The organism is Streptomyces sp. ADI95-16 (genome assembly GCF_003721495.1).
Classification (GTDB): domain Bacteria; phylum Actinomycetota; class Actinomycetes; order Streptomycetales; family Streptomycetaceae; genus Streptomyces; species Streptomyces goshikiensis.
In genome coordinates, this window is the sequence record NZ_CP033581.1 from 5,881,566 (window position 1) to 5,899,716 (window position 18,151).

An 18,151-nucleotide genomic window follows, 5' to 3' on the forward strand; every position below is an offset into this window, starting at 1 on the left:
TCCCTTTCAGCTGGTCCGGGCTCCTGCGGAGCGTTCCGTGAGCCCAGGGAAGGCTACGCCGACACCGCGCCAGCGCGCCGCGCGCACGGCCGCGCCGGTCAGCGCGTCGGCCGCCTCCCGGCGCAGCCCGCCCTCCGCCGCCCGCACCAGATCGGAGTACGCGCCGGCCACCCGGTCCTCGATGTCGGCGGCCAGCCGCTCGGCGTCGGCCGGGTCGCGCACCTCGAACGGAAGGGCGTACGCCGCCTCCGCCGGCCGCGGCGCACCGCCCAGCTCGCGCACCGTCCGGGCCAGCGCGTCACGCCGCGCGACATGGGCGCCGTACGCGTCCCGGGCCTCGGCCGCGCGCGCCCCGGAGGCCCGGGCGCCGATCACGCCGTAGCCGTACGCGGCCGCGTGCTCGGCCGCGAGCGCGGACTGCGCCGCGACCAGGGCCCGGCCGGCGGGGGAGGGTTCGGGCTTCACGAGGCGGCTCCCGGGGTCGAGGTCAGCAGGTACGCGTGGACGGCGCCGCACGCCGCCACCGAGGCCAGCAGCCGCGCCAGCTCCCCGGGGGCGCCGGCCAGGGCGACCGTCCGGGCCTCCGCCAGCGACCGCTCGGCGTCGGCGAGCGCGGTCAGCGCCTCGGCGGGCTTCGCCGGGACGGCCGCCGCACTGGGCGCCGCGGCCGCACCGGCGGGCGCCGAAGCGGATGGCGAAGGGGACGCACCGGAGCGCGAGCCGGACACCGAGGGAGAGGCGGACGGACCGGTCTTCACCGGGCCCGCGACGGCCAGCGCCCCGGTGTGCTCCGCGACCGCCCCGCGCAGCGGGGCCAGCCGCGCCGCCAGGTCCGGATGGGCGGCGGCGGTGGCGTCGTAACGTTCCAGCAGTCGCTCGCTGTCACGGACGGCCGCCTCGCGCATCCGCCGTTCGAGTGGAACTCCGGTGTCCGCGTCCGAGGAGCCGCTCCCGTCGGAGCACCCGGCGAGCAGCGCGCCGCCGGCCACGCCGGCGGCTCCGGTGAGCAGACTTCTTCGCGAGGGCCTCAAGGTCTGTGTCCAGGGCACGGCGACGTCCTCGGGGTGATGGGCGGGGCAACGTGTGATCACGGTACCCGGGGCCCCCTCCGGAGCGCGGACGGCAACACCCTCCGCGACCGGATACCCTTTGACCTGACACACGACGGAAACCACAACAGCACACGCGGCCGAGGAGTCACCCGGATGAGCACCACCCAGAGCGACAGGCTGCGCGGATTGCTGGAGCCGCTCGTCGCCGCCAAGGGCCTGGACCTCGAAGACATCGAGATGTCCAAGGCGGGCAAGCGCCGGATGCTGCGGGTCATCGTGGACTCCGACGAGGGCGTGGAGCTGGACACCTGTGCCGAGCTGAGCCGCGAGATCTCCGACCAGCTCGATGAATCCGACGTGATGGGCGAGGACGAGTACGTCCTCGAAGTGAGCTCGCCGGGCGCCGACCGTCCGCTGACCGAGCACCGCCACTACGTCCGTGCCCTCGGCCGTCTCGTGAAGTTCCAGCTGACCGCCGGGGACGACAAGGGTGCCGGGGAACTGGTCGCCCGCATCCTCGACGTCGACGACGAGGGCATGGACCTCGAAGTTCCGGGCGTGAAGGGCCGCAAGGCGACCGCCCGCCGCATCGCTTTCACCGACATCGCCAAGGCGCGTGTCGAGATCGAGTTCAACCGCAAGGACAAGAAGGAAGAGGAGGCGTAGCCGTGGACATCGACATGAGTGCCCTGCGGGGTCTGGTCCGGGAGAAGGAGATCTCCTTCGACCTGCTCGTCGAGGCGATCGAGTCGGCCCTCCTCATCGCGTACCACCGCACCGAGGGCAGCTTCCGGCGTGCCCGCGTCGTGCTCGACCGCACCAACGGTCACGTGGTCGTATGGGCGACGGAAGACCCGAGGGACCTCGAAGAGGGGCAGGAGCCCAAGGAGTTCGACGACACCCCGTCGGACTTCGGCCGGATCGCCGCGACGACCGCCAAGCAGGTGATCCTGCAGCGTCTGCGCGACGCCGAGGACGACCTGACGTTCGGCGAGTTCGCCGGCCGGGAGGGCGACGTCATCACCGGTGTCGTCCAGCAGGGCAAGGACCCCAAGAACGTCCTCGTCGACATCGGCAAGCTGGAGGCCATCCTGCCCGTGCAGGAGCAGGTCCCCGGTGAGGACTACACGCACGGCCTGCGTCTGAAGACGTACGTCGTGCGGGTGGCGAAGGGTGTCCGCGGCCCGTCCGTGACCCTGTCGCGGACCCACCCCAACCTGGTGAAGAAGCTGTTCGCCCTGGAGGTCCCGGAGATCGCCGACGGCAGCGTCGAGATCTGCGCGATCGCCCGTGAGGCCGGTCACCGCACCAAGATCGCCGTACGGTCCACCCGCGCCGGACTCAACCCGAAGGGCGCCTGCATCGGCCCGATGGGCGCCCGTGTGCGCAACGTCATGGCCGAGCTGCACGGCGAGAAGATCGACATCGTCGACTGGTCGGACGACCCGGCGGAAATGGTCGCCAACGCCCTGTCACCCGCCCGGGTGAGCAAGGTCGAGGTCGTCGACTGGGACACCCGCTCCGCGCGGGTGACCGTTCCCGACTACCAGCTGTCGCTGGCCATCGGCAAGGAGGGCCAGAACGCCCGCCTCGCCGCGCGGCTCACCGGCTGGCGCATCGACATCCGCCCGGACACCGAGCCCGCCGAAGGCGCGGACCGGGACCGGCGCGGGGAATAAAACCGCTACCGGCCGGTGCTTCCGGCCGGTAGACAGGGATCCCGCGGGCCGGGATCCGATCCATCCGGTCCCGCAAGGATCAGGACAACAACGACGTCCGTTCGATCTTTCGCCCGTAACTTGTCGGGGGAGAGGTCGGTGCGGGGAGGTAGACTTAGGCGTGTCTGGCCGGACGCAAGCCCGCGCATGCCCCGAACGCACCTGTGTGGGGTGTCGGGAGCGAGCGGCCAAGAGCGATCTGCTGCGCATCGTGGCGATCGGGGACGAATGCGTCCCCGATACACGCGGTACGCTGCCCGGCCGGGGTGCGTACGTGCACCCCGCCGCGGTCTGCCTCGACCAGGCGGTCCGCCGCCGGGCGTTCCCCCGGGCCCTCCGGTCCGCCGGAACGCTCGACACGACGGAACTGCGCAAAGCCCTGGCCGGTGAGGCCGGGGCGACACCGTAAGAAGTAGTACGGCACGGATACCCCGTGCGGTCAGGTACCTCGCGAGTTGGAAGTAGGTCGAGATTGCGATGAGCACTCGATGAGTACGCGATGAGTACGCCCATGAAGTAGCGACGGTCCGGCGTAACCCGGACCTAAAAGGAGCGAAGTGGCTAAGGTCCGGGTATACGAACTCGCCAAGGAGTTCGGGGTGGAGAGCAAGGTCGTCATGGCCAAGCTCCAAGAACTCGGTGAATTCGTCCGTTCGGCGTCCTCGACGATCGAGGCGCCGGTTGTACGCAAGTTGACTGACGCACTGCAGGGGCCCGGCGGCAACGCCGGCAAGTCCGCTGCGAAGCCCGGCGCGCCCCGCAAGGCCGCGCCCGCCAAGCCCGCGGCGCCCTCCCCGGCCGCCGCGGCACGTCCTGCTGCCCCGAAGCCCGGCGCACCGGTGGCTCCCAAGCCCGCCGCTGCCGAGGCTCCGGCCGTCAGCGCCCCGGTGACCCCGGCCGCCCCCGGCCCGCGTCCCGGTCCCAAGGCTCCGGCCGCCCCGAAGCCCGCTCCGGCGGCTCCCGTGGCGACCGAGTTCTCCGCGCCTCCGGCGGCTCCGGCCGCCCCGGCGCGCACCGAGCGTCCCGCCGCGGCCCCCGGCCCCCGTCCGGCGCAGCAGCGTCCGGCGGCCCAGGGTGGCCAGGCCGGTGCCCGTCCCGGCGCTCCGCGTCCGGCCGGCACCGCTCCCGGTGCTCAGGGCCAGCGCCCCCAGGGTGCTCAGGCCCCGCGTCCGCAGGGCGCCCGTCCGGCCGGTCCCCGTCCGGGCAACAACCCGTTCACCTCTGGTGGCTCCACCGGCATGGCGCGCCCGCAGGCGCCCCGTCCGGCCGGCGCTCCCCGTCCCGGTGCCCCCGGCGCCGGCGGCGGCCAGGGTGCTCCCCGCCCGCAGGGTGGTCCCGGTGGCGCTCCGCGTCCCCAGGGTCCCGGTGCGGGTCGTCCGACCCCGGGCGGCATGCCCCGTCCGCAGGGCGGCGCCCCGCGTCCGGGCGGTGCCCCCGGTGGTAACCGTCCGAACCCGGGCATGATGCCGCAGCGTCCCGCTGCCGGTGGTCCCGGTCCCCGTCCCGGTGGCGGCCCCGGTGGCCGTGGTCCCGGTGCGGGTGGCGCGGGTCGTCCCGGCGGTGCCGGTCGTCCCGCGGGCGGCGGCTTCGCCGGTCGTCCGGCCGGTCCGGGCTCGCGTCCCGGCGGCGGTGGCGGCTTCGGTGGCCCGCGTCCCGGTGGCGGCGGCTTCGGCGGCGGTCCGGCCGGTGCCGGTGGCGGCGGTCGTCCCGGCTTCGGCGGGCGTCCCGGTGGTCCCGGTGCCCGTGGTGGCACGCAGGGTGCCTTCGGCCGTCCCGGCGGTCCGGCCCGTCGTGGTCGCAAGTCCAAGCGTCAGAGGCGCCAGGAGTACGAGGCCATGCAGGCCCCGTCCGTCGGCGGCGTGATGCTGCCGCGCGGTGGCGGCGAGACCGTGCGCCTGTCGCGCGGTGCCTCCCTCACCGACTTCGCGGAGAAGATCAACGCCAACCCGGCGTCGCTCGTCGCCGTGATGATGAACCTCGGCGAGATGGTCACTGCCACGCAGTCCGTCTCCGACGAGACCCTCGAAATGCTGGCCGGCGAGATGAACTACGTCGTTCAGATCGTCAGCCCGGAGGAAGAGGACCGCGAGCTCCTCGAGGGCTTCGACATCGAGTTCGGCGAGGACGAGGGCGGCGAGGAATACCTCATGCCGCGTCCGCCGGTCGTGACCGTCATGGGTCACGTCGACCACGGTAAGACCCGACTGCTCGACGCCATCCGCAAGACGAACGTCGTCGCGGGCGAGGCCGGTGGCATCACGCAGCACATCGGTGCGTACCAGGTCGGTACCGAGGTCAACGGTGAAGAGCGCAAGATCACCTTCATCGACACCCCGGGTCACGAGGCGTTCACCGCCATGCGTGCCCGTGGTGCGAAGTCGACCGACATCGCGATCCTCGTGGTCGCGGCCAACGACGGCGTCATGCCGCAGACGATCGAGGCGCTCAACCACGCCAAGGCCGCCGGCGTCCCGATCGTCGTCGCGGTCAACAAGATCGACGTCGAGGGTGCCGACCCGGTCAAGGTGCGCGGTCAGCTCACCGAGTTCGGTCTGGTCGCCGAGGAGTACGGCGGCGACACGATGTTCGTCGACATCTCCGCCAAGCAGGGTCTGCACATCGACTCCCTGCTGGAGGCCGTCGTCCTCACCGCCGACGCCTCGCTCGACCTCCGCGCCAACCCGGAGCAGGACGCTCAGGGTATTGCGATCGAGTCCCACCTCGACCGCGGCCGCGGTGCCGTCGCCACCGTCCTCGTCCAGCGCGGTACCCTCCGCGTCGGCGACACGATGGTCGTGGGCGACGCCTACGGCCGAGTGCGCGCCATGCTCGACGACAAGGGCAACAACGTCGAGGAAGCGGGTCCGTCGACCCCCGTCCTGGTCCTGGGTCTCACCAACGTCCCCGGCGCCGGCGACAACTTCCTCGTCGTCGACGAGGACCGCACCGCCCGTCAGATCGCCGAGAAGCGTGCTGCGCGTGAGCGCAACGCCAACTTCGCCAAGCGCGTCCGCCGGGTGTCCCTGGAAGACCTCGACTCGGTCCTCAAGGCCGGTCTGGTCCAGGAACTCAACCTCATCATCAAGGGCGACGCGTCCGGTGCGGTCGAGGCTCTCGAGTCCTCGCTGCTCCAGCTCGACGTCGGCGAAGAGGTCGACATCCGCGTCCTGCACCGCGGTGTGGGTGCGGTCACCGAGTCGGACATCTCGCTGGCGATGGGCTCCGACGCCATCGTCATCGGTTACAACGTCCGTGCGGCCGGCCGTGCCGCGCAGATGGCGGACCGCGAGGGCGTCGACGTCCGCTACTACTCGGTGATCTACCAGGCCATCGAGGAGATCGAGGCGGCCCTGAAGGGTCTCCTCAAGCCGGAGTACGAAGAGGTCGAGCTCGGTACGGCGGAGGTCCGCGAGATCTTCCGCTCGTCCAAGCTGGGCAACATCGCGGGTGTTCTCATCCGCTCCGGCGAGGTCAAGCGCAACACCAAGGCGCGGCTCCTGCGCGATGGCAAGGTCATCGCCGAGAACCTCACCATCTCGGGTCTGCGCCGCTTCAAGGACGACGTCACCGAGATCCGCGAAGGCTTCGAGGGCGGTATCAACCTCGGTTCCTACAACGACATCAAGATCGACGACGTCATCGCGACGTACGAGATGCGCGAGAAGCCGCGCGCGTAAGCGCGAGGCGGTTCGCACCGTGTCGTACACCGGGGCCGGTCGGCGGAATATCCGTCGATCGGCCCCGGCCGTTGCGTGTACGGTTCTGGTGACCCTGCCGAGCGACGGCCGGCAGGCCACCGAACCCGCACCGGCGGGATATCCGGAACTGCATGTACGTGGGCACTCTGTCCTTCGATCTGCTCCTCGGCGACGTTCACTCGCTGAAGGAGAAACGCTCCGTCGTCCGGCCCATCGTCGCCGAGCTCCAACGCAAGTTCTCCGTGAGCGCGGCCGAGGTGGGCGACCAGGATCTGCACCGCAGGGCTCGCCTGGGGGTCGCCCTGGTGAGCGGGGACGCGGGGTTCGTGTCGGACGTACTGGACCGCTGCGAGCGGCTGGTCGCGGCGCGTCCAGAAGTGGAACTGCTGTCGGTACGACGGCGCCTCCACGGTGATGAAGACTGACTTATAGCTTGTCTGCAAGACAGAAGAAGGAGACGGACCAGTGGCCGACAATGCGCGGGCGAAGAAGCTGGCGGACCTCATCCGGGAGGTGGTGGCCGAGAAGCTGCTGCGCGGAGTCAAGGACCCCCGCCTCGGTACGCATGTGACCATCACGGACACCCGCGTCACCGGCGACCTGCGGGAGGCCACGGTCTTCTACACGGTCTACGGCGACGACGAGGACCGGGCCAGCGCGGCAGCGGGCCTGGAGAGCGCCAAGGGCGTGCTGCGTTCCGCGGTCGGCCGGGCGGCGGGAACCAAGTTCACGCCCACCCTGACCTTCGTCGCGGACGCCCTCCCGGAGAACGCGAAGACCATCGAGGACCTCCTCGACAAGGCGCGCTCCTCCGACGCCCAGGTGCGCGAGGTCTCCTCCGGCGCCACGTACGCCGGTGAGGCCGACCCGTACAAGAAGCCGGGCGACGACGACGAGGACGCAGCCGCGGAATGAGCAGGCAGGCAGGAAAGAAGCCGGGGGGCACCTCCGGGCCGGAGGCCGCGGGAGGGCTCGTCATCGTCGACAAGCCCTCCGGCTTCACTTCGCACGACGTCGTGGCCAAGATGCGCGGGATCGCCAAGACCCGCCGCGTCGGGCACGCCGGCACGCTCGACCCGATGGCCACGGGCGTCCTCGTGCTCGGCGTCGAGAGGGCGACCAAGCTGCTGGGTCACCTGGCGCTGACGGAGAAGGAGTACCTCGGGACGATCCGTCTCGGGCAGGACACCCTCACCGACGACGCCGAAGGCGAGATCACCTCGTCGACGGACGCCTCCGGGGTCACCCGCGAGGCCGTCGACAAGGGCATCGCCAAGCTGTCCGGCGAGATCATGCAGGTCCCGTCCAAGGTCAGCGCCATCAAGATCAAGGGCGTGCGCTCCTACAAGCGCGCCCGTGACGGCGAGGACTTCGAGATCCCGGCCCGGCCGGTGACCATCTCGTCGTTCCAGGTGTACGACATGCGGGACGCGGAGGCCGAGGACGGCACCAAGGTCGTCGACCTCGTCGTCTCCGTCGTCTGCTCCAGCGGTACGTACATCCGCGCCCTGGCGCGCGACCTCGGCGCCGACCTCGGCGTCGGCGGTCACCTCACCGCGCTGCGGCGAACCCGCGTCGGGCCGTACAAGCTCGACCGGGCGCGGACCCTGGACCAGCTCCAGGAGGAGCTGACCGTCATGCCGATCGGCGAGGCGGCGGCCGCGGCGTTCCCGCGCTGGGACCTGGACGCGCGGCGGGCCTCGCTGCTCGCCAACGGCGTGCGGATCGACATGCCGGACGAGTACGCGGAAGGCCGCACCGTCGCGGTCTACGGGCCGGACGGGCAGCTGCTCGGGCTCGTGGAGAGCAAGGGCGGCAAGGCGAAGTCGCTCGCGGTCTTCGTCTGAGTACGGAGCCCGGTTGACGTGGAGCGGTGAGCGCTCGTTGCTTGCCGCTCACCGCTCCACGATCCCCCTCGGGTAGGTCTCTATCCACCCGGACCCCCCTCTTCACCCGTCCGAGCAGGCGCTCGGAGTGACTGGAGGGAGCGCAAGGGGGCGCTTTCACCACGCGTGCCCTTTCCCGCTGGTCTTCGCCTGCCTCCCGTCGCGGCGCTTGCCCGTACTGCCCGATCCGGACGCGGTGTTCGACGCGCGGCGCAGACGCTCAGCGGGCCGGCCGGGATGTGACCTGAGCCGCAACCTGACGTGGAGCGGCCGGGAGCCGGACGCCGATGCGGGTCGCCGCGCACCGGCATGGCAGTCTTAGACGTGCAATCAGTACAGGGACTACACGGGTTCGGGCGAGGAGCGGTCACAGTGCAGCGCTGGCGTGGCTTGGAGGACATCCCCCAGGACTGGGGACGCAGCGTCGTCACCATCGGCTCCTACGACGGCGTACACCGGGGACATCAGCTGATCATCGGACGGGCCGTGGCCCGCGCCCGTGAGCTCGGCGTCCCCTCGGTCGTCGTCACCTTCGACCCGCACCCCAGCGAGGTCGTGCGCCCCGGCAGCCACCCGCCGATCCTGGCCCCGTACGACCGGCGGGCCGAGCTGATGGCCGGACTGGGTGTCGACGCGCTGCTGATCCTGCCGTTCACGGCGGAGTTCTCGCAGCTGTCCCCGGCGGACTTCATCGTGAAGGTGCTCGTCGACAAGCTGCACGCGCGCGCCGTCATCGAGGGGCCGAACTTCCGCTTCGGCCACAAGGCCGCCGGGAACGTGGACTTCCTGCGCGAGCTGGGCGGCACGTACGACTACGAGGTCAACGTCGTGGACCTCGTCGAGCGGGGCGAGGCGGGCGGCGGCGTGCCGTTCTCCTCGACGCTGGCCCGCCGGCTGGTCGCCGAGGGCGACATGGACGGCGCGGCCGAGATCCTCGGACGGCCGCACCGGGTCGAGGGCGTCGTGGTGCGCGGTGCGCAGCGCGGGCGCGAGCTCGGCTACCCGACGGCGAACGTGGAGACGCGGCCGCACACCGCGATCCCGGCGGACGGGGTGTACGCGGGCTGGCTGACGGCGGACGGCGAGCGGATGCCGGCGGCGATCTCGGTCGGCACGAACATCCAGTTCGACGCGACCGACCGGACCGTGGAGGCGTACGCGATCGACCGGATCGGGCTGTACCTGTACGGCAAGCACGTGACCGTCGACTTCCTCGCGTACGTGCGGGGGATGGCGAAGTTCGAGTCGCTGGACGGGCTGCTGGAGGCGATCGCGGACGACGTGAAGCGGGCGCGGGTGCTGACGGAGACGTACGACGCGCCGCGCCGCGGTCAGTAGGCGGGCAGAGCGACGGGCGAGGGCCCGTACCGTCCTGGGACTTGGGTTCCAGGGGGTACGGGCCCTTCGCGTTGCCGTCGTGTCCGTCAGCCGAGGCGCGGGTCGCGCGGGGGCTGCCCCGGCTGCGGGGGCTGACCGGCCGGCGGCTGCGGGGCCTGCGGAGGCTGGGCCTGGGGCTGCGGGGCCTGCGGCTGCCAGGGCTGGCCCGGCTGCGGGTAGGGCTGCGCGTACGGCTGCGGCTGCGGCTGTTGCGGGGGCTGCTGGTACGGGTACGGCTGCTGCGGCTGGGGCTGCTGGGGAGCCTGCGGGGCCTGCTGCTGCGGTGCGCCCCAGTGGGCCTGGGGAGCCTGCTGCTGCGCGCGGACGAAGTCCTCGGCGACGAGCGCGGAGAGGTTGAAGTACGCCTCGCGCGTCTTGGGCCGCATCAGGTCGAGGTCGACCTCGGCGCCGGTCGCGAGGTGCTCGTCGAACGGGACGACGACCACACCGCGGCAACGGGTCTCGAAGTGCTGGACGATGTCCTCGGTCTTGATCATCTTGCTGGTCTCGCGGACCCCCGAGATGACGGTGAGGGAACGCGAGACGAGGTCGGAATACCCGTGCGCCGAGAGCCAGTCGAGCGTGGTGCTCGCGCTGCTCGCCCCGTCCACGGAGGGCGTCGAGATGATGATCAGCTGATCGGCCAGGTCCAGGACGCCGCGCATGGCGGAGTAGAGGAGGCCGGTGCCCGAGTCGGTCAGGATGATCGGGTACTGGCGGCCGAGCGTCTCTATGACGCGGCGGTAGTCCTCGTCGTTGAAGGTCGTCGAGACCGCCGGGTCCACGTCGTTGGCGATGATCTCCAGGCCGGAGGGCGCCTGCGAGGTGAACCGCCGGATGTCCATGTACGAGTGCAGGTACGGGATCGCCTGGACCAGGTCCCGGATCGTGGCGCCGGTCTCGCGGCGCACGCGGCGGCCGAGGGTTCCGGCGTCGGGGTTCGCGTCGATGGCCAGGATCTTGTCCTGGCGCTCGGTGGCGAGGGTGGCGCCGAGGGCGGTGGTGGTCGTGGTCTTGCCGACGCCGCCCTTGAGGCTGATGACGGCGATGCGGTAGCAGGACATCACCGGCGTACGGATCTGCTCCAGCTTGCGCAGCCGCTCGGCCTCGGCCGCCTTGCCGCCGAAACGGAACGGGGAGCGCTGGGGCTTGGACTTCTGCTTGCCGCGCAGCAGGCGGTCGGAGGACAGCTCGACGGCGGCGGTGTAGCCGAGGGGCGCCCCACCGGTGGCCTGGCCGGCCGGGTAGCGGGGGTCGTACTGCGCCTGCGCCTGCGGTTGCGGCCACTGCGCCTGGGCGCGGGGGTCGTACGGGGGTTGCGGTTGCGGCTGGGGCTGCGACTGGGGAGCCGGAGCGGGCGGGAACCCGTACCCGTGCGGCGGCGACTGCTGCTGCGGCTGCTGCTGGTCCGGGGTGGAGGGCGGGAACCCGTAGCCGTCCTGCTGCCCGGAAGCCGCGAACTGCGGCGGCAGCGACGGCAGTTCCGTGCCGGGGCCCGGCGCGGGGGCGTACGGGTTGTCCACGGTGGGCGCGGGGGCGAACGGGGCCGGCGCGGCGTCAACCGGGCCGTGTCCCCCGAACGGGGCAGGCGCGGACACGCCCTGGTACGGCCCGGGTGCCGGGACGGCGTCCGCCGGGGCCGGGACGTCGCCAACCGGTGCCACCGGCGCGGGAGCCGGGGTGAACGGGGCCGGTGCCTCGACGGGGGCCGGCGGGGTGGCCTGGTACGGCTCGGGCGCGGGGACGGCGTCGGCCGGGGCCGGGTTCTCGGCGACCGGCTCAGGAGCCGTGAACGGCGCGGGAGCGGGGGCCGGGGCCTCGACGGGCGCCGGCGGGGCCGGAACGTCGGCCACCGGGGCCGGGGATCCGGCGACCGGCTCGGGGGCCGTGAACGGCGCGGGAGCCGGGGCCGGGGCCTCGACGGGCGCCGGCGGGGTGGCCCGGTACGGCTCGGGCGCGGGGACGGCATCGGCCGGGGCCGGGGTCTCGGCGACCGGCTCAGGAGCCGTGAACGGCGCGGGAGCGGGGGCAGCCTCGACGGGGGCCGGCGGGACGGCGGGGTACGGCTCGGGCGCGGGGACGGCGTCGGCCGGGGCCGGGGTCTCGGCGACCGGCTCGGGGGCCGGGGCGTCGCCAACCGGGGCCAGCGGCGCGGGAGCCGGGGCGTACGGGGCCGGGGCCTCGACGGGGGCCGGCGGGACGGCCGGCTGCGGCTCGGGGGCCGGGACGTCGGCGACCGGGGTCGCGGGAGTCGGCTGGAACGGCGCGGGGGCCGGGGACTCGGCGGACGGGGTGCGGGGGACGGGGGGAGCGATCCGCATGGTCGGGGGCGACACCACGTCCGTCGGGCGGTGCGGCTCGAAGCCGCTGCCCTCGGGCAGTCCCGGCACCGGTGTGGCCGGGGCGGAGGCCGCGCCCTGCGTGTACCAGGCGGGCGGGGTGTAGTCGATGGTGAACTCGCCCGTCACCTCGGACTCCGCGTCGGACTGATCGTCCGTCGGGACGTCCCACGTCCCGCCGCGCCTCTCGTTCCGATCGCCGCTCACTGGTCCTCCTGGTCTGTCGAACACTGGTCCGGCGCCCGCCTCGACGCCACGCCCACACTCAGCCTAATCGTGCCCCGGCACGGGAGTCCGCACGGGAGTCCGCACGGGAGTCCGCGCCGCGGCGCGTCTCCGGGTGACCGGACCACCGGCACCCGGTCAGTCGATCCGGCGCGACGGTCCCAGCAGGCCCGTCTCCGCCTCCGTGCCCTGGGTCATCACGAACTGCCGGTCGCGCGGTGTGCACCACAGGGTGACCCCGTCACCCAGCGTCGGCAGCGAATCCACCGCCGGACGCGGCAGGTTCATCAGCCGGCCGATCTCCTGCGCCTCGTCCGGGGACACCCGCTGCACCCCCACCAGCGAGGAGTTCCGCAGCAGCCGCGGCGCCGCCGGGCTCAGGTACGGCAGCAGCGTCAGTACGGACTGCCAGGGTCCCGCCACCACCCGGCCGCGCGGCGGCCGCATGCCGCAGTCGCGGACCACCAGCACCGGGCTGCCCGCCGACGCGCCCTGCGGCGGCACCCGGCCCACGTCGTGCAGCGTCACGCACGGCTGCCCGCCTCCCGCCGCCTGCGCGAGCCCGGACCAGACCTGCCCGCGCCCCGTCTCCACCGCGATCCGCGCGCCCGTGGCCGCCGCGCGCAGCGCCAGCACCTGGGCCGTCCACAGACCGCCGATCAGCGTCACCTCGTACGGAGTCGGCCGGTTGACGCCGAGCACCGCCGGGTGCCCCTCCGCGTCCACGCCGATGACGACCCCGTCGTCGCCGACGGGCAGCGCCAGCGCGTCCAGATCCGCCGCCGGAACCACGTGCCGTTCCCGGCGCGGCCCCAGCAGCCCGTATCCGCCCCTCATCGCGCCCCTCCCAGCGGCAGCGAGGCCAGCAGCCCCGGCACCTGTTCACGGTCGAGCCGCACCAGCCCGGTCTTCACGCCCCGCGCCGTCCGCTCCAGTTCCCGGCGGGCCGCCACCAGCTCCTCGTCACTGCGCCCGGTGACCCGGACGTGCCCGGTCAGCGTGACGCCGTGCCGCTCGGCCGGGGCCATCGTCAGGCTGAAGTTCGTCGCCAGCGCGGGCAGCGAGGTCAGCAGCGCCACGAACTGCGGCAGCGCCGCACCGGAGCCGCCCAGCTGCGGCCAGCGGCCTATCCAGTACGTGGTGTGCCGCCGGTCGTCGCACCGCCACGCCCGCGGGGTCTCCTCCGTACGCCGGCCCGTGCTCGCCGAGCGTCCCGCCTGGGTGATCGCCATCGGGTTCGCGCACGAGGACGTCGCCAGCGCGGCCGTCAGCTCCTGCTCCGTCAGCACGGTGGCCCGGAACCCGGCCCCGGCCAGCCGGCTCGCCAGCTGGTCCGCGGCCCGCACCACGCACCGCTGGGCACCCGCGAGCCCGCCGCCGCGCGCGGCGACCGCCTCCGGGCACAGCTCCGGGTCCAGCTTGAGCGCGATCCACGTCAGCCGCACCGCCGGACTGCCCGTCAGGGCCTGCAGCGGCGCGTAGTTGCGGGTGGCCATCGACTGGGCCGGCAGGTGCGGCGCGGGCGCCGGCTGGGTGTGCTGCACCAGCTGCGCGGACTCCAGCCTGATGCCGTCCACTTCGAGGACGTCCCGGACGGCGGCCAGCGGCAGCGGCCGCGCCCCCCGCTCGGGCCGCAGCGCGGTGGCGTCCATGTCCACCTGGACGACCGCCGTCAGGAAGGTGCCGTCGCCGATCATCCCGACGGGCCGCCGGTCCCGGTCGCTGAACGTCAGCGTCCGCAGCGCCGGATCGGCCTCGACCAGCGGGGCCAGCCCCGGCTCGGTGCCCGCCGGCACGGTCGCGGACGCGGCCCGGCGCCGCCGGGCCCGCAGCGCCAGCGCGCCCCCGATCCACTCGGGCAGGGAGCGCTGGTGCCTGCGTACGACGGCGAGGACCACCAGGACCACCGCGAGCACGCCGGCGGGAACCAGCAGCAGCGGTCCGACCACCCACGCCACCAGCAGCCCGGCCGCCGCCAGCTGGAGGAGTACGAGCTGTTGCAATCGGAACGGACCGAACCGCCCCGGGCTGGACTTCGGATGCGGCGTCACCCCGCCGCGTGCGGGTGCGGCCGCGGCCGCCTGCGGCTCCGTCGCGGTGGCCATCACTCGCGCACCTTCCCTTTCCGGGGGCGGACCCCGACGGACTCCGGGACGCGCGGCACCCGCCGCATGCCCCCGGAATCTCCCCAATCCACCCCAACAAGCCCTGATTTCCCCGGTGCCGGAGGTGCCGAGCGGCAACCGCACCCTACCCGGCCCCTGTCCACGCTCCGTCAAGAGGCATAGTAGGTCCCCGGTCCGACAATCGAGGCCCGGGGACCGTACTCACCGACCGGGCCGTGCGGGGGAGAAGCAGGCGGTCATGGCATCACGACGCGATGAGCTCAACGCGTACACCTTTGCGAAGCGGCGTACCGTGGCGGCGTTCCTCCAGCCCTCCGCCACGGGAACCGAGGAGGGCGCCCCCCGGCCGCTGCGCGCCGTCCTGCCCGGGGTGATCGTCGGGATGGTCGTGCTCGCCGGGTTCGGCGCCTGGGGCATGTTCAAGCCGCAGGCGCCCAAGGGCTGGGACGCCCCCGGCACCGCCGTCATCGTCGGCAAGCAGTCCACGACCCGCTACGTCGTCCTCACCACCAAGGTGAACGGCAAGAGCCAGACGCGGCTGCACCCCGTGCTCAACCTGGCCTCCGCCCGACTCCTGCTGGACCCGCAGAAGTTCAAGGTCATCCAGGTCGAGGACAAGGTGCTGGACGCGGGCAAGCCGCCGCGCGGTCCCATCATCGGCATCCCGTACGCCCCGGACCGGCTCCCCGCCACGGCGGACGCTGCCAAGGCCAAGCGCTGGGCCGTCTGCCAGCAGCCCGGCGGCAACGGGCAGGGCGTGCAGACCGCCGCCTTCGTCCTCGCCGACCGCGAGGCGGGCCTGATGGACGACGCCCGCAAGGTCACCGACGGCCAGGTGCTGTACGTCCAGAGCTCCGGCGGGTCCAAGGAGCGCTACCTCGTCGACGCGACGGGGACGAAGTACAAGTTCCCCGAGGGCACGCCCGACGCCGGGAAGATCACCAACGCCCTCGTCGGGTCCGGGGCGGTCCCGCAGCAGGTCACCGAGGAGTGGCTGGCGACCCTCAACTCCGGGGACCCGCTGGAGTTCCCGCGGCTGCCGGCCACCGCCGGACCGGACGCCGGGGTGCAGGGGCTGGGCTCCGCCGACAACAAGGTCGGCATGGTGCTGCTGGCCCAGACGGGCTCCGGCACCCAGCACTACGTGGTGCTGCCCGGCCGGGTCGCGCCGGTCTCCGACTTCGTGGCCTGGCTGCTGATCTCCTCGCCCGCGACCGACGTGCTCAACATGAACGGCAAGCCGCACGAGGTGGACCTGCAGTCCCTCAACCCGGAGGCCACCGCCTTCAAGGCCGACGCCAAGTGGCCGCTGAAGAAGTCCGCCCAGATCAACCGGGCCCCGGCGGCCGCGGGCACCACCCCGGGCGCGGGCGGCTCGGGCTCCGGCTCGGGCTCCGGCGACCGCGACACCGTCTGCAACGTGCTGCGCTCCGTCGACGGTCAGGGCAACCAGACCCTGAGCACCTGGGCCGGCACCGGATTCCCCGTGGACATCGCCGCCAGCGGCACGAGCGCGTACGTCACCCCCGGCTCCGGCCTGCTCTACACCCAGATCCAGGGCAAGCAGACCAGCGCGGGAGGCTCCCTGTTCCTGGTCACCGACACCGGGCTGCGGTACGCCGTCCAGGCCAACGGCGACAGCGACGCGGAGAAGTCGAAGATCGGCGCGCCCGACCAGCAGCAGCAGGGCGCGGCCTCCGACGGCCGGCCCGAGGCCAGCCAGGCGCAGATCCGGCTCGGCTACGGCGGGGTCGTCCCGGCCATGGTGCCCATCGCCTGGTCGGAGTTCCTCTCCAAGGGGCCCCGTCTGGACACCAACTCGTCGCGCCAGCCGCAGGGTTCATGAGGGAGCCGGCCATGTCCACACCCCCGCGCCGCGCGCTCCCCGCCCTCTCCCTGACCCTCGCCCTCCTCGCCCTGTCCGGGCCCGTAGCGGGCGCGGCCGGGAGCGCGGCCGGCGGCGCGGCCCCGTCAGTCCCGCCGGCCGCCTCCCCGGCCCTGCGGCTCGCGGGCGCCGGCGAGTGCACGTACCCCATGAAGAAGCAGATAGCCGACCGTCCCTGGGCCCTCCAGCGGCTGCTGCTCGACGCGCTCTGGGCCGAGTCCAAGGGCAAGGACGCCAAGGGCGCCAGCGTCCGGGTCGCCGTCATCGACACCGGCGTGGACCGGGCCAATCCGCAGCTGTCCGGCGCCGTCGACACCGGCGCCGGCAAGGACTACGTCGACCCCAAGGGCGGCGACGGCACGAACGACACCGTCGGGCACGGCACCAAGGTGGCCGGACTGATCGCCGCCCGCCCCCAGGACGGCACCGGCTTCGTCGGCCTGGCCCCCGAGGCCACGATCATCCCGATCCGGCAGAACGACGGGCAGGGCCAGGGCAACGCCAAGACCCTGGGCGAGGCGATCGACCACGCGGTGTCCAAGGGCGCCCAGGTCATCAACATCTCCCAGGACACCGACGTACCGCTGAGCGAGGACTCCGAGCTCGCCAAGGCCGTCAAGCGGGCCGTCGACGCCAAGGTCGTCGTCGTCGCCTCGGCGGGCAACGACGGCCTGAGCGGCGAGAAGCGCAGGACCTTCCCGGCGGCCTTCCCCGGCGTGCTGGCCGTCGCCGCCTCGGACCGCAACAACGAGCGGGCCGCGTTCTCCCAGCCCGGCGACTTCATCGCGGTCGCGGCCCCCGGCGTCGACATGGTCTCCACCGTCCCGGGTTTCGGCCAGTGCGTCGACAACGGCACCAGCTTCTCCGCGCCGTACGTCGCCGGGGTCGCCGCCCTGCTGCGCGCCCAGCACCCGGACTGGACGCCGGAGCAGATCGTCTGGCAGATCCAGGGCACCGCCGAGCGCTCCGTCAAGGGCCGTGACGACTACGTCGGTTGGGGCGTCGTCGACCCGGTGCGCGCGGTCACCCAGGACCGGGAGCCCCCGAGGAAGCCCGTCCCGGACCCCGGGCCGCCCCCGGCGGCCGCCCCGCAGCCGGCGGCGATGCACCTGACCGAGACCCCGCAGGAACGCGAGGAACGGCTCGGTACGTACGCTCTCGGGATCGGAGTCGTCCTGATCGCGGTCATCGCCGGTACGGCGACGGTGATCCGGGACGCCCGCCGACGCAGACACCGTTTGCAGTGAACGGTCACAGTTCATCCACAGAACCGGCCAACCGGTGTTGGGCAAGGCGGTTGGAGTGGCTAGAGTGGCGCCAGGCTTCACGACTGTGATCGGGGGATTGGCGTGAAGCGGAGGGGGATTCCAGAGGCGTGCGGCTCGCTGCCGCGCCCCGGAACGTCCGCTCCGCTGCCCAGTCCGCCGGTCTCGCCGGCGAATTGAGAAGTGAGGAGCTTCGGGTGAGCATCAACAGCGGTTTCGGTCTCGCAGACGATCCCATCGTCAAGGCCAAGTCCAGGATTTCCGAGACGGCCGAGGCCGTCAGCAAGCAGTCCCGCGAACTGGCCGACATCATCGAGACGGTGGGCGCCGGCTGGACCGGTGTCGGCGCCAACGCGTTCAAGAGCGCGCAGATCATGATCAACGAGGACCACGACCGGATCCGTACGCTGCTCGGCGTCCTGCACAACGCCGTGGCGCAGACCAAGAACCTCAGCAACGCCCAGGACGACGAGGTCCTCCAGGCCTTCCGGAAGCTCGGTTCCGACACCGGACCGGCCGCCGCGCCCCCGGCCAACACGTCCGGCCTCAACGGCGTCTGACCCCGGATCCGAGTACTCGT

The 18,151-nt window shown here is 72.9% G+C and carries 16 protein-coding genes; 11 read left to right on the forward strand and 5 right to left on the reverse strand.

The genetic code is table 11. The features are described 5' to 3' along the window. Positions 1–6: 6 nt before the first annotated feature. A complete protein-coding gene (locus EES41_RS26455) occupies positions 7–465 on the reverse strand; it encodes a ferritin-like domain-containing protein (RefSeq protein WP_123080595.1) in 459 nt (152 codons plus the stop codon). Then, positions 462–1,049, reverse strand: a complete 588-nt coding sequence (locus EES41_RS26460) for a hypothetical protein (RefSeq protein ID WP_123080596.1) — start codon at positions 1,047–1,049, stop codon at positions 462–464. Before EES41_RS26460 ends, EES41_RS26455 begins: the two co-directional genes overlap by 4 nt. 156 nt (positions 1,050–1,205) lie before the next feature. On the opposite strand from EES41_RS26460, the gene rimP reads away from it, so the two are divergent. The 8 genes from rimP to EES41_RS26500 all read left to right on the forward strand — a co-directional run bounded on the left by rimP (position 1,206) and on the right by EES41_RS26500 (position 9,692). After that, positions 1,206–1,718: a ribosome maturation factor RimP gene (gene rimP, locus EES41_RS26465; protein ID WP_008737684.1), complete on the forward strand. Its 513-nt coding sequence runs from the start codon at positions 1,206–1,208 to the stop codon at positions 1,716–1,718. A 2-nt stretch (positions 1,719–1,720) separates the two neighbouring features. Then, the gene (gene nusA, locus EES41_RS26470) at positions 1,721–2,731 is read left to right on the forward strand and encodes a transcription termination factor NusA (RefSeq protein ID WP_008737686.1); all 1,011 of its coding nucleotides are present in this window, start codon (positions 1,721–1,723) and stop codon (positions 2,729–2,731) included. Between the two features lie 160 nt (positions 2,732–2,891). Continuing rightward, a complete protein-coding gene (locus tag EES41_RS26475; RefSeq protein WP_008737688.1) occupies positions 2,892–3,179 on the forward strand; it encodes a YlxR family protein in 288 nt (95 codons plus the stop codon). 148 nt (positions 3,180–3,327) lie between these two features. Then, the gene (gene infB / locus EES41_RS26480; RefSeq protein ID WP_123080597.1) at positions 3,328–6,447 is read left to right on the forward strand and encodes a translation initiation factor IF-2; all 3,120 of its coding nucleotides are present in this window, start codon (positions 3,328–3,330) and stop codon (positions 6,445–6,447) included. A gap of 152 nt (positions 6,448–6,599) precedes the next feature. Next, positions 6,600–6,893, forward strand: coding sequence for a DUF503 domain-containing protein (locus tag EES41_RS26485; protein ID WP_008737690.1), 294 nt, complete (start codon positions 6,600–6,602; stop codon positions 6,891–6,893). Positions 6,894–6,933: 40 nt separating this feature from the next. After that, on the forward strand, positions 6,934–7,383 hold the full coding sequence (gene rbfA / locus EES41_RS26490; protein ID WP_008737692.1) for a 30S ribosome-binding factor RbfA: 450 nt from the start codon (positions 6,934–6,936) through the stop codon (positions 7,381–7,383). Next, complete coding sequence (truB, locus tag EES41_RS26495) at positions 7,380–8,315, forward strand: tRNA pseudouridine(55) synthase TruB (protein ID WP_073776436.1); 936 nt, start codon at positions 7,380–7,382, stop codon at positions 8,313–8,315. Before rbfA ends, truB begins: the two co-directional genes overlap by 4 nt. A gap of 411 nt (positions 8,316–8,726) precedes the next feature. After that, positions 8,727–9,692, forward strand: a complete 966-nt coding sequence (locus EES41_RS26500) for a bifunctional riboflavin kinase/FAD synthetase (protein ID WP_123080598.1) — start codon at positions 8,727–8,729, stop codon at positions 9,690–9,692. 86 nt (positions 9,693–9,778) lie between these two features. Here EES41_RS26500 and EES41_RS43165 read toward each other — a convergent pair whose 3' ends face one another. The 3 genes from EES41_RS43165 to eccE form a co-directional block, all read right to left on the reverse strand. After that, positions 9,779–12,277 carry an SCO5717 family growth-regulating ATPase gene (locus EES41_RS43165; RefSeq protein WP_254211570.1) on the reverse strand — a complete coding sequence of 833 codons (2,499 nt, stop codon included), beginning with the start codon at positions 12,275–12,277 and terminating at the stop codon, positions 9,779–9,781. A 156-nt stretch (positions 12,278–12,433) separates the two neighbouring features. Next, positions 12,434–13,132, reverse strand: a complete 699-nt coding sequence (locus tag EES41_RS26510; protein ID WP_008737702.1) for a hypothetical protein — start codon at positions 13,130–13,132, stop codon at positions 12,434–12,436. Continuing rightward, positions 13,129–14,400 (reverse strand): type VII secretion protein EccE, encoded by a 1,272-nt coding sequence (gene eccE / locus EES41_RS26515; RefSeq protein ID WP_123080599.1) that lies wholly within the window; start codon positions 14,398–14,400, stop codon positions 13,129–13,131. Before eccE ends, EES41_RS26510 begins: the two co-directional genes overlap by 4 nt. Before the next feature lie 259 nt (positions 14,401–14,659). Between eccE and eccB the strand changes: the two genes are divergently transcribed. The 3 genes from eccB to EES41_RS26530 all read left to right on the forward strand — a co-directional run bounded on the left by eccB (position 14,660) and on the right by EES41_RS26530 (position 18,131). Further along, positions 14,660–16,267 carry a type VII secretion protein EccB gene (gene eccB / locus EES41_RS26520; protein ID WP_123080600.1) on the forward strand — a complete coding sequence of 536 codons (1,608 nt, stop codon included), beginning with the start codon at positions 14,660–14,662 and terminating at the stop codon, positions 16,265–16,267. An 11-nt stretch (positions 16,268–16,278) separates the two neighbouring features. Further along, on the forward strand, positions 16,279–17,553 hold the full coding sequence (gene mycP / locus EES41_RS26525) for a type VII secretion-associated serine protease mycosin (protein WP_164495951.1): 1,275 nt from the start codon (positions 16,279–16,281) through the stop codon (positions 17,551–17,553). A 215-nt stretch (positions 17,554–17,768) separates the two neighbouring features. Further along, a complete protein-coding gene (locus EES41_RS26530) occupies positions 17,769–18,131 on the forward strand; it encodes a WXG100 family type VII secretion target (RefSeq protein ID WP_254211571.1) in 363 nt (120 codons plus the stop codon). Positions 18,132–18,151: the final 20 nt, after the last annotated feature.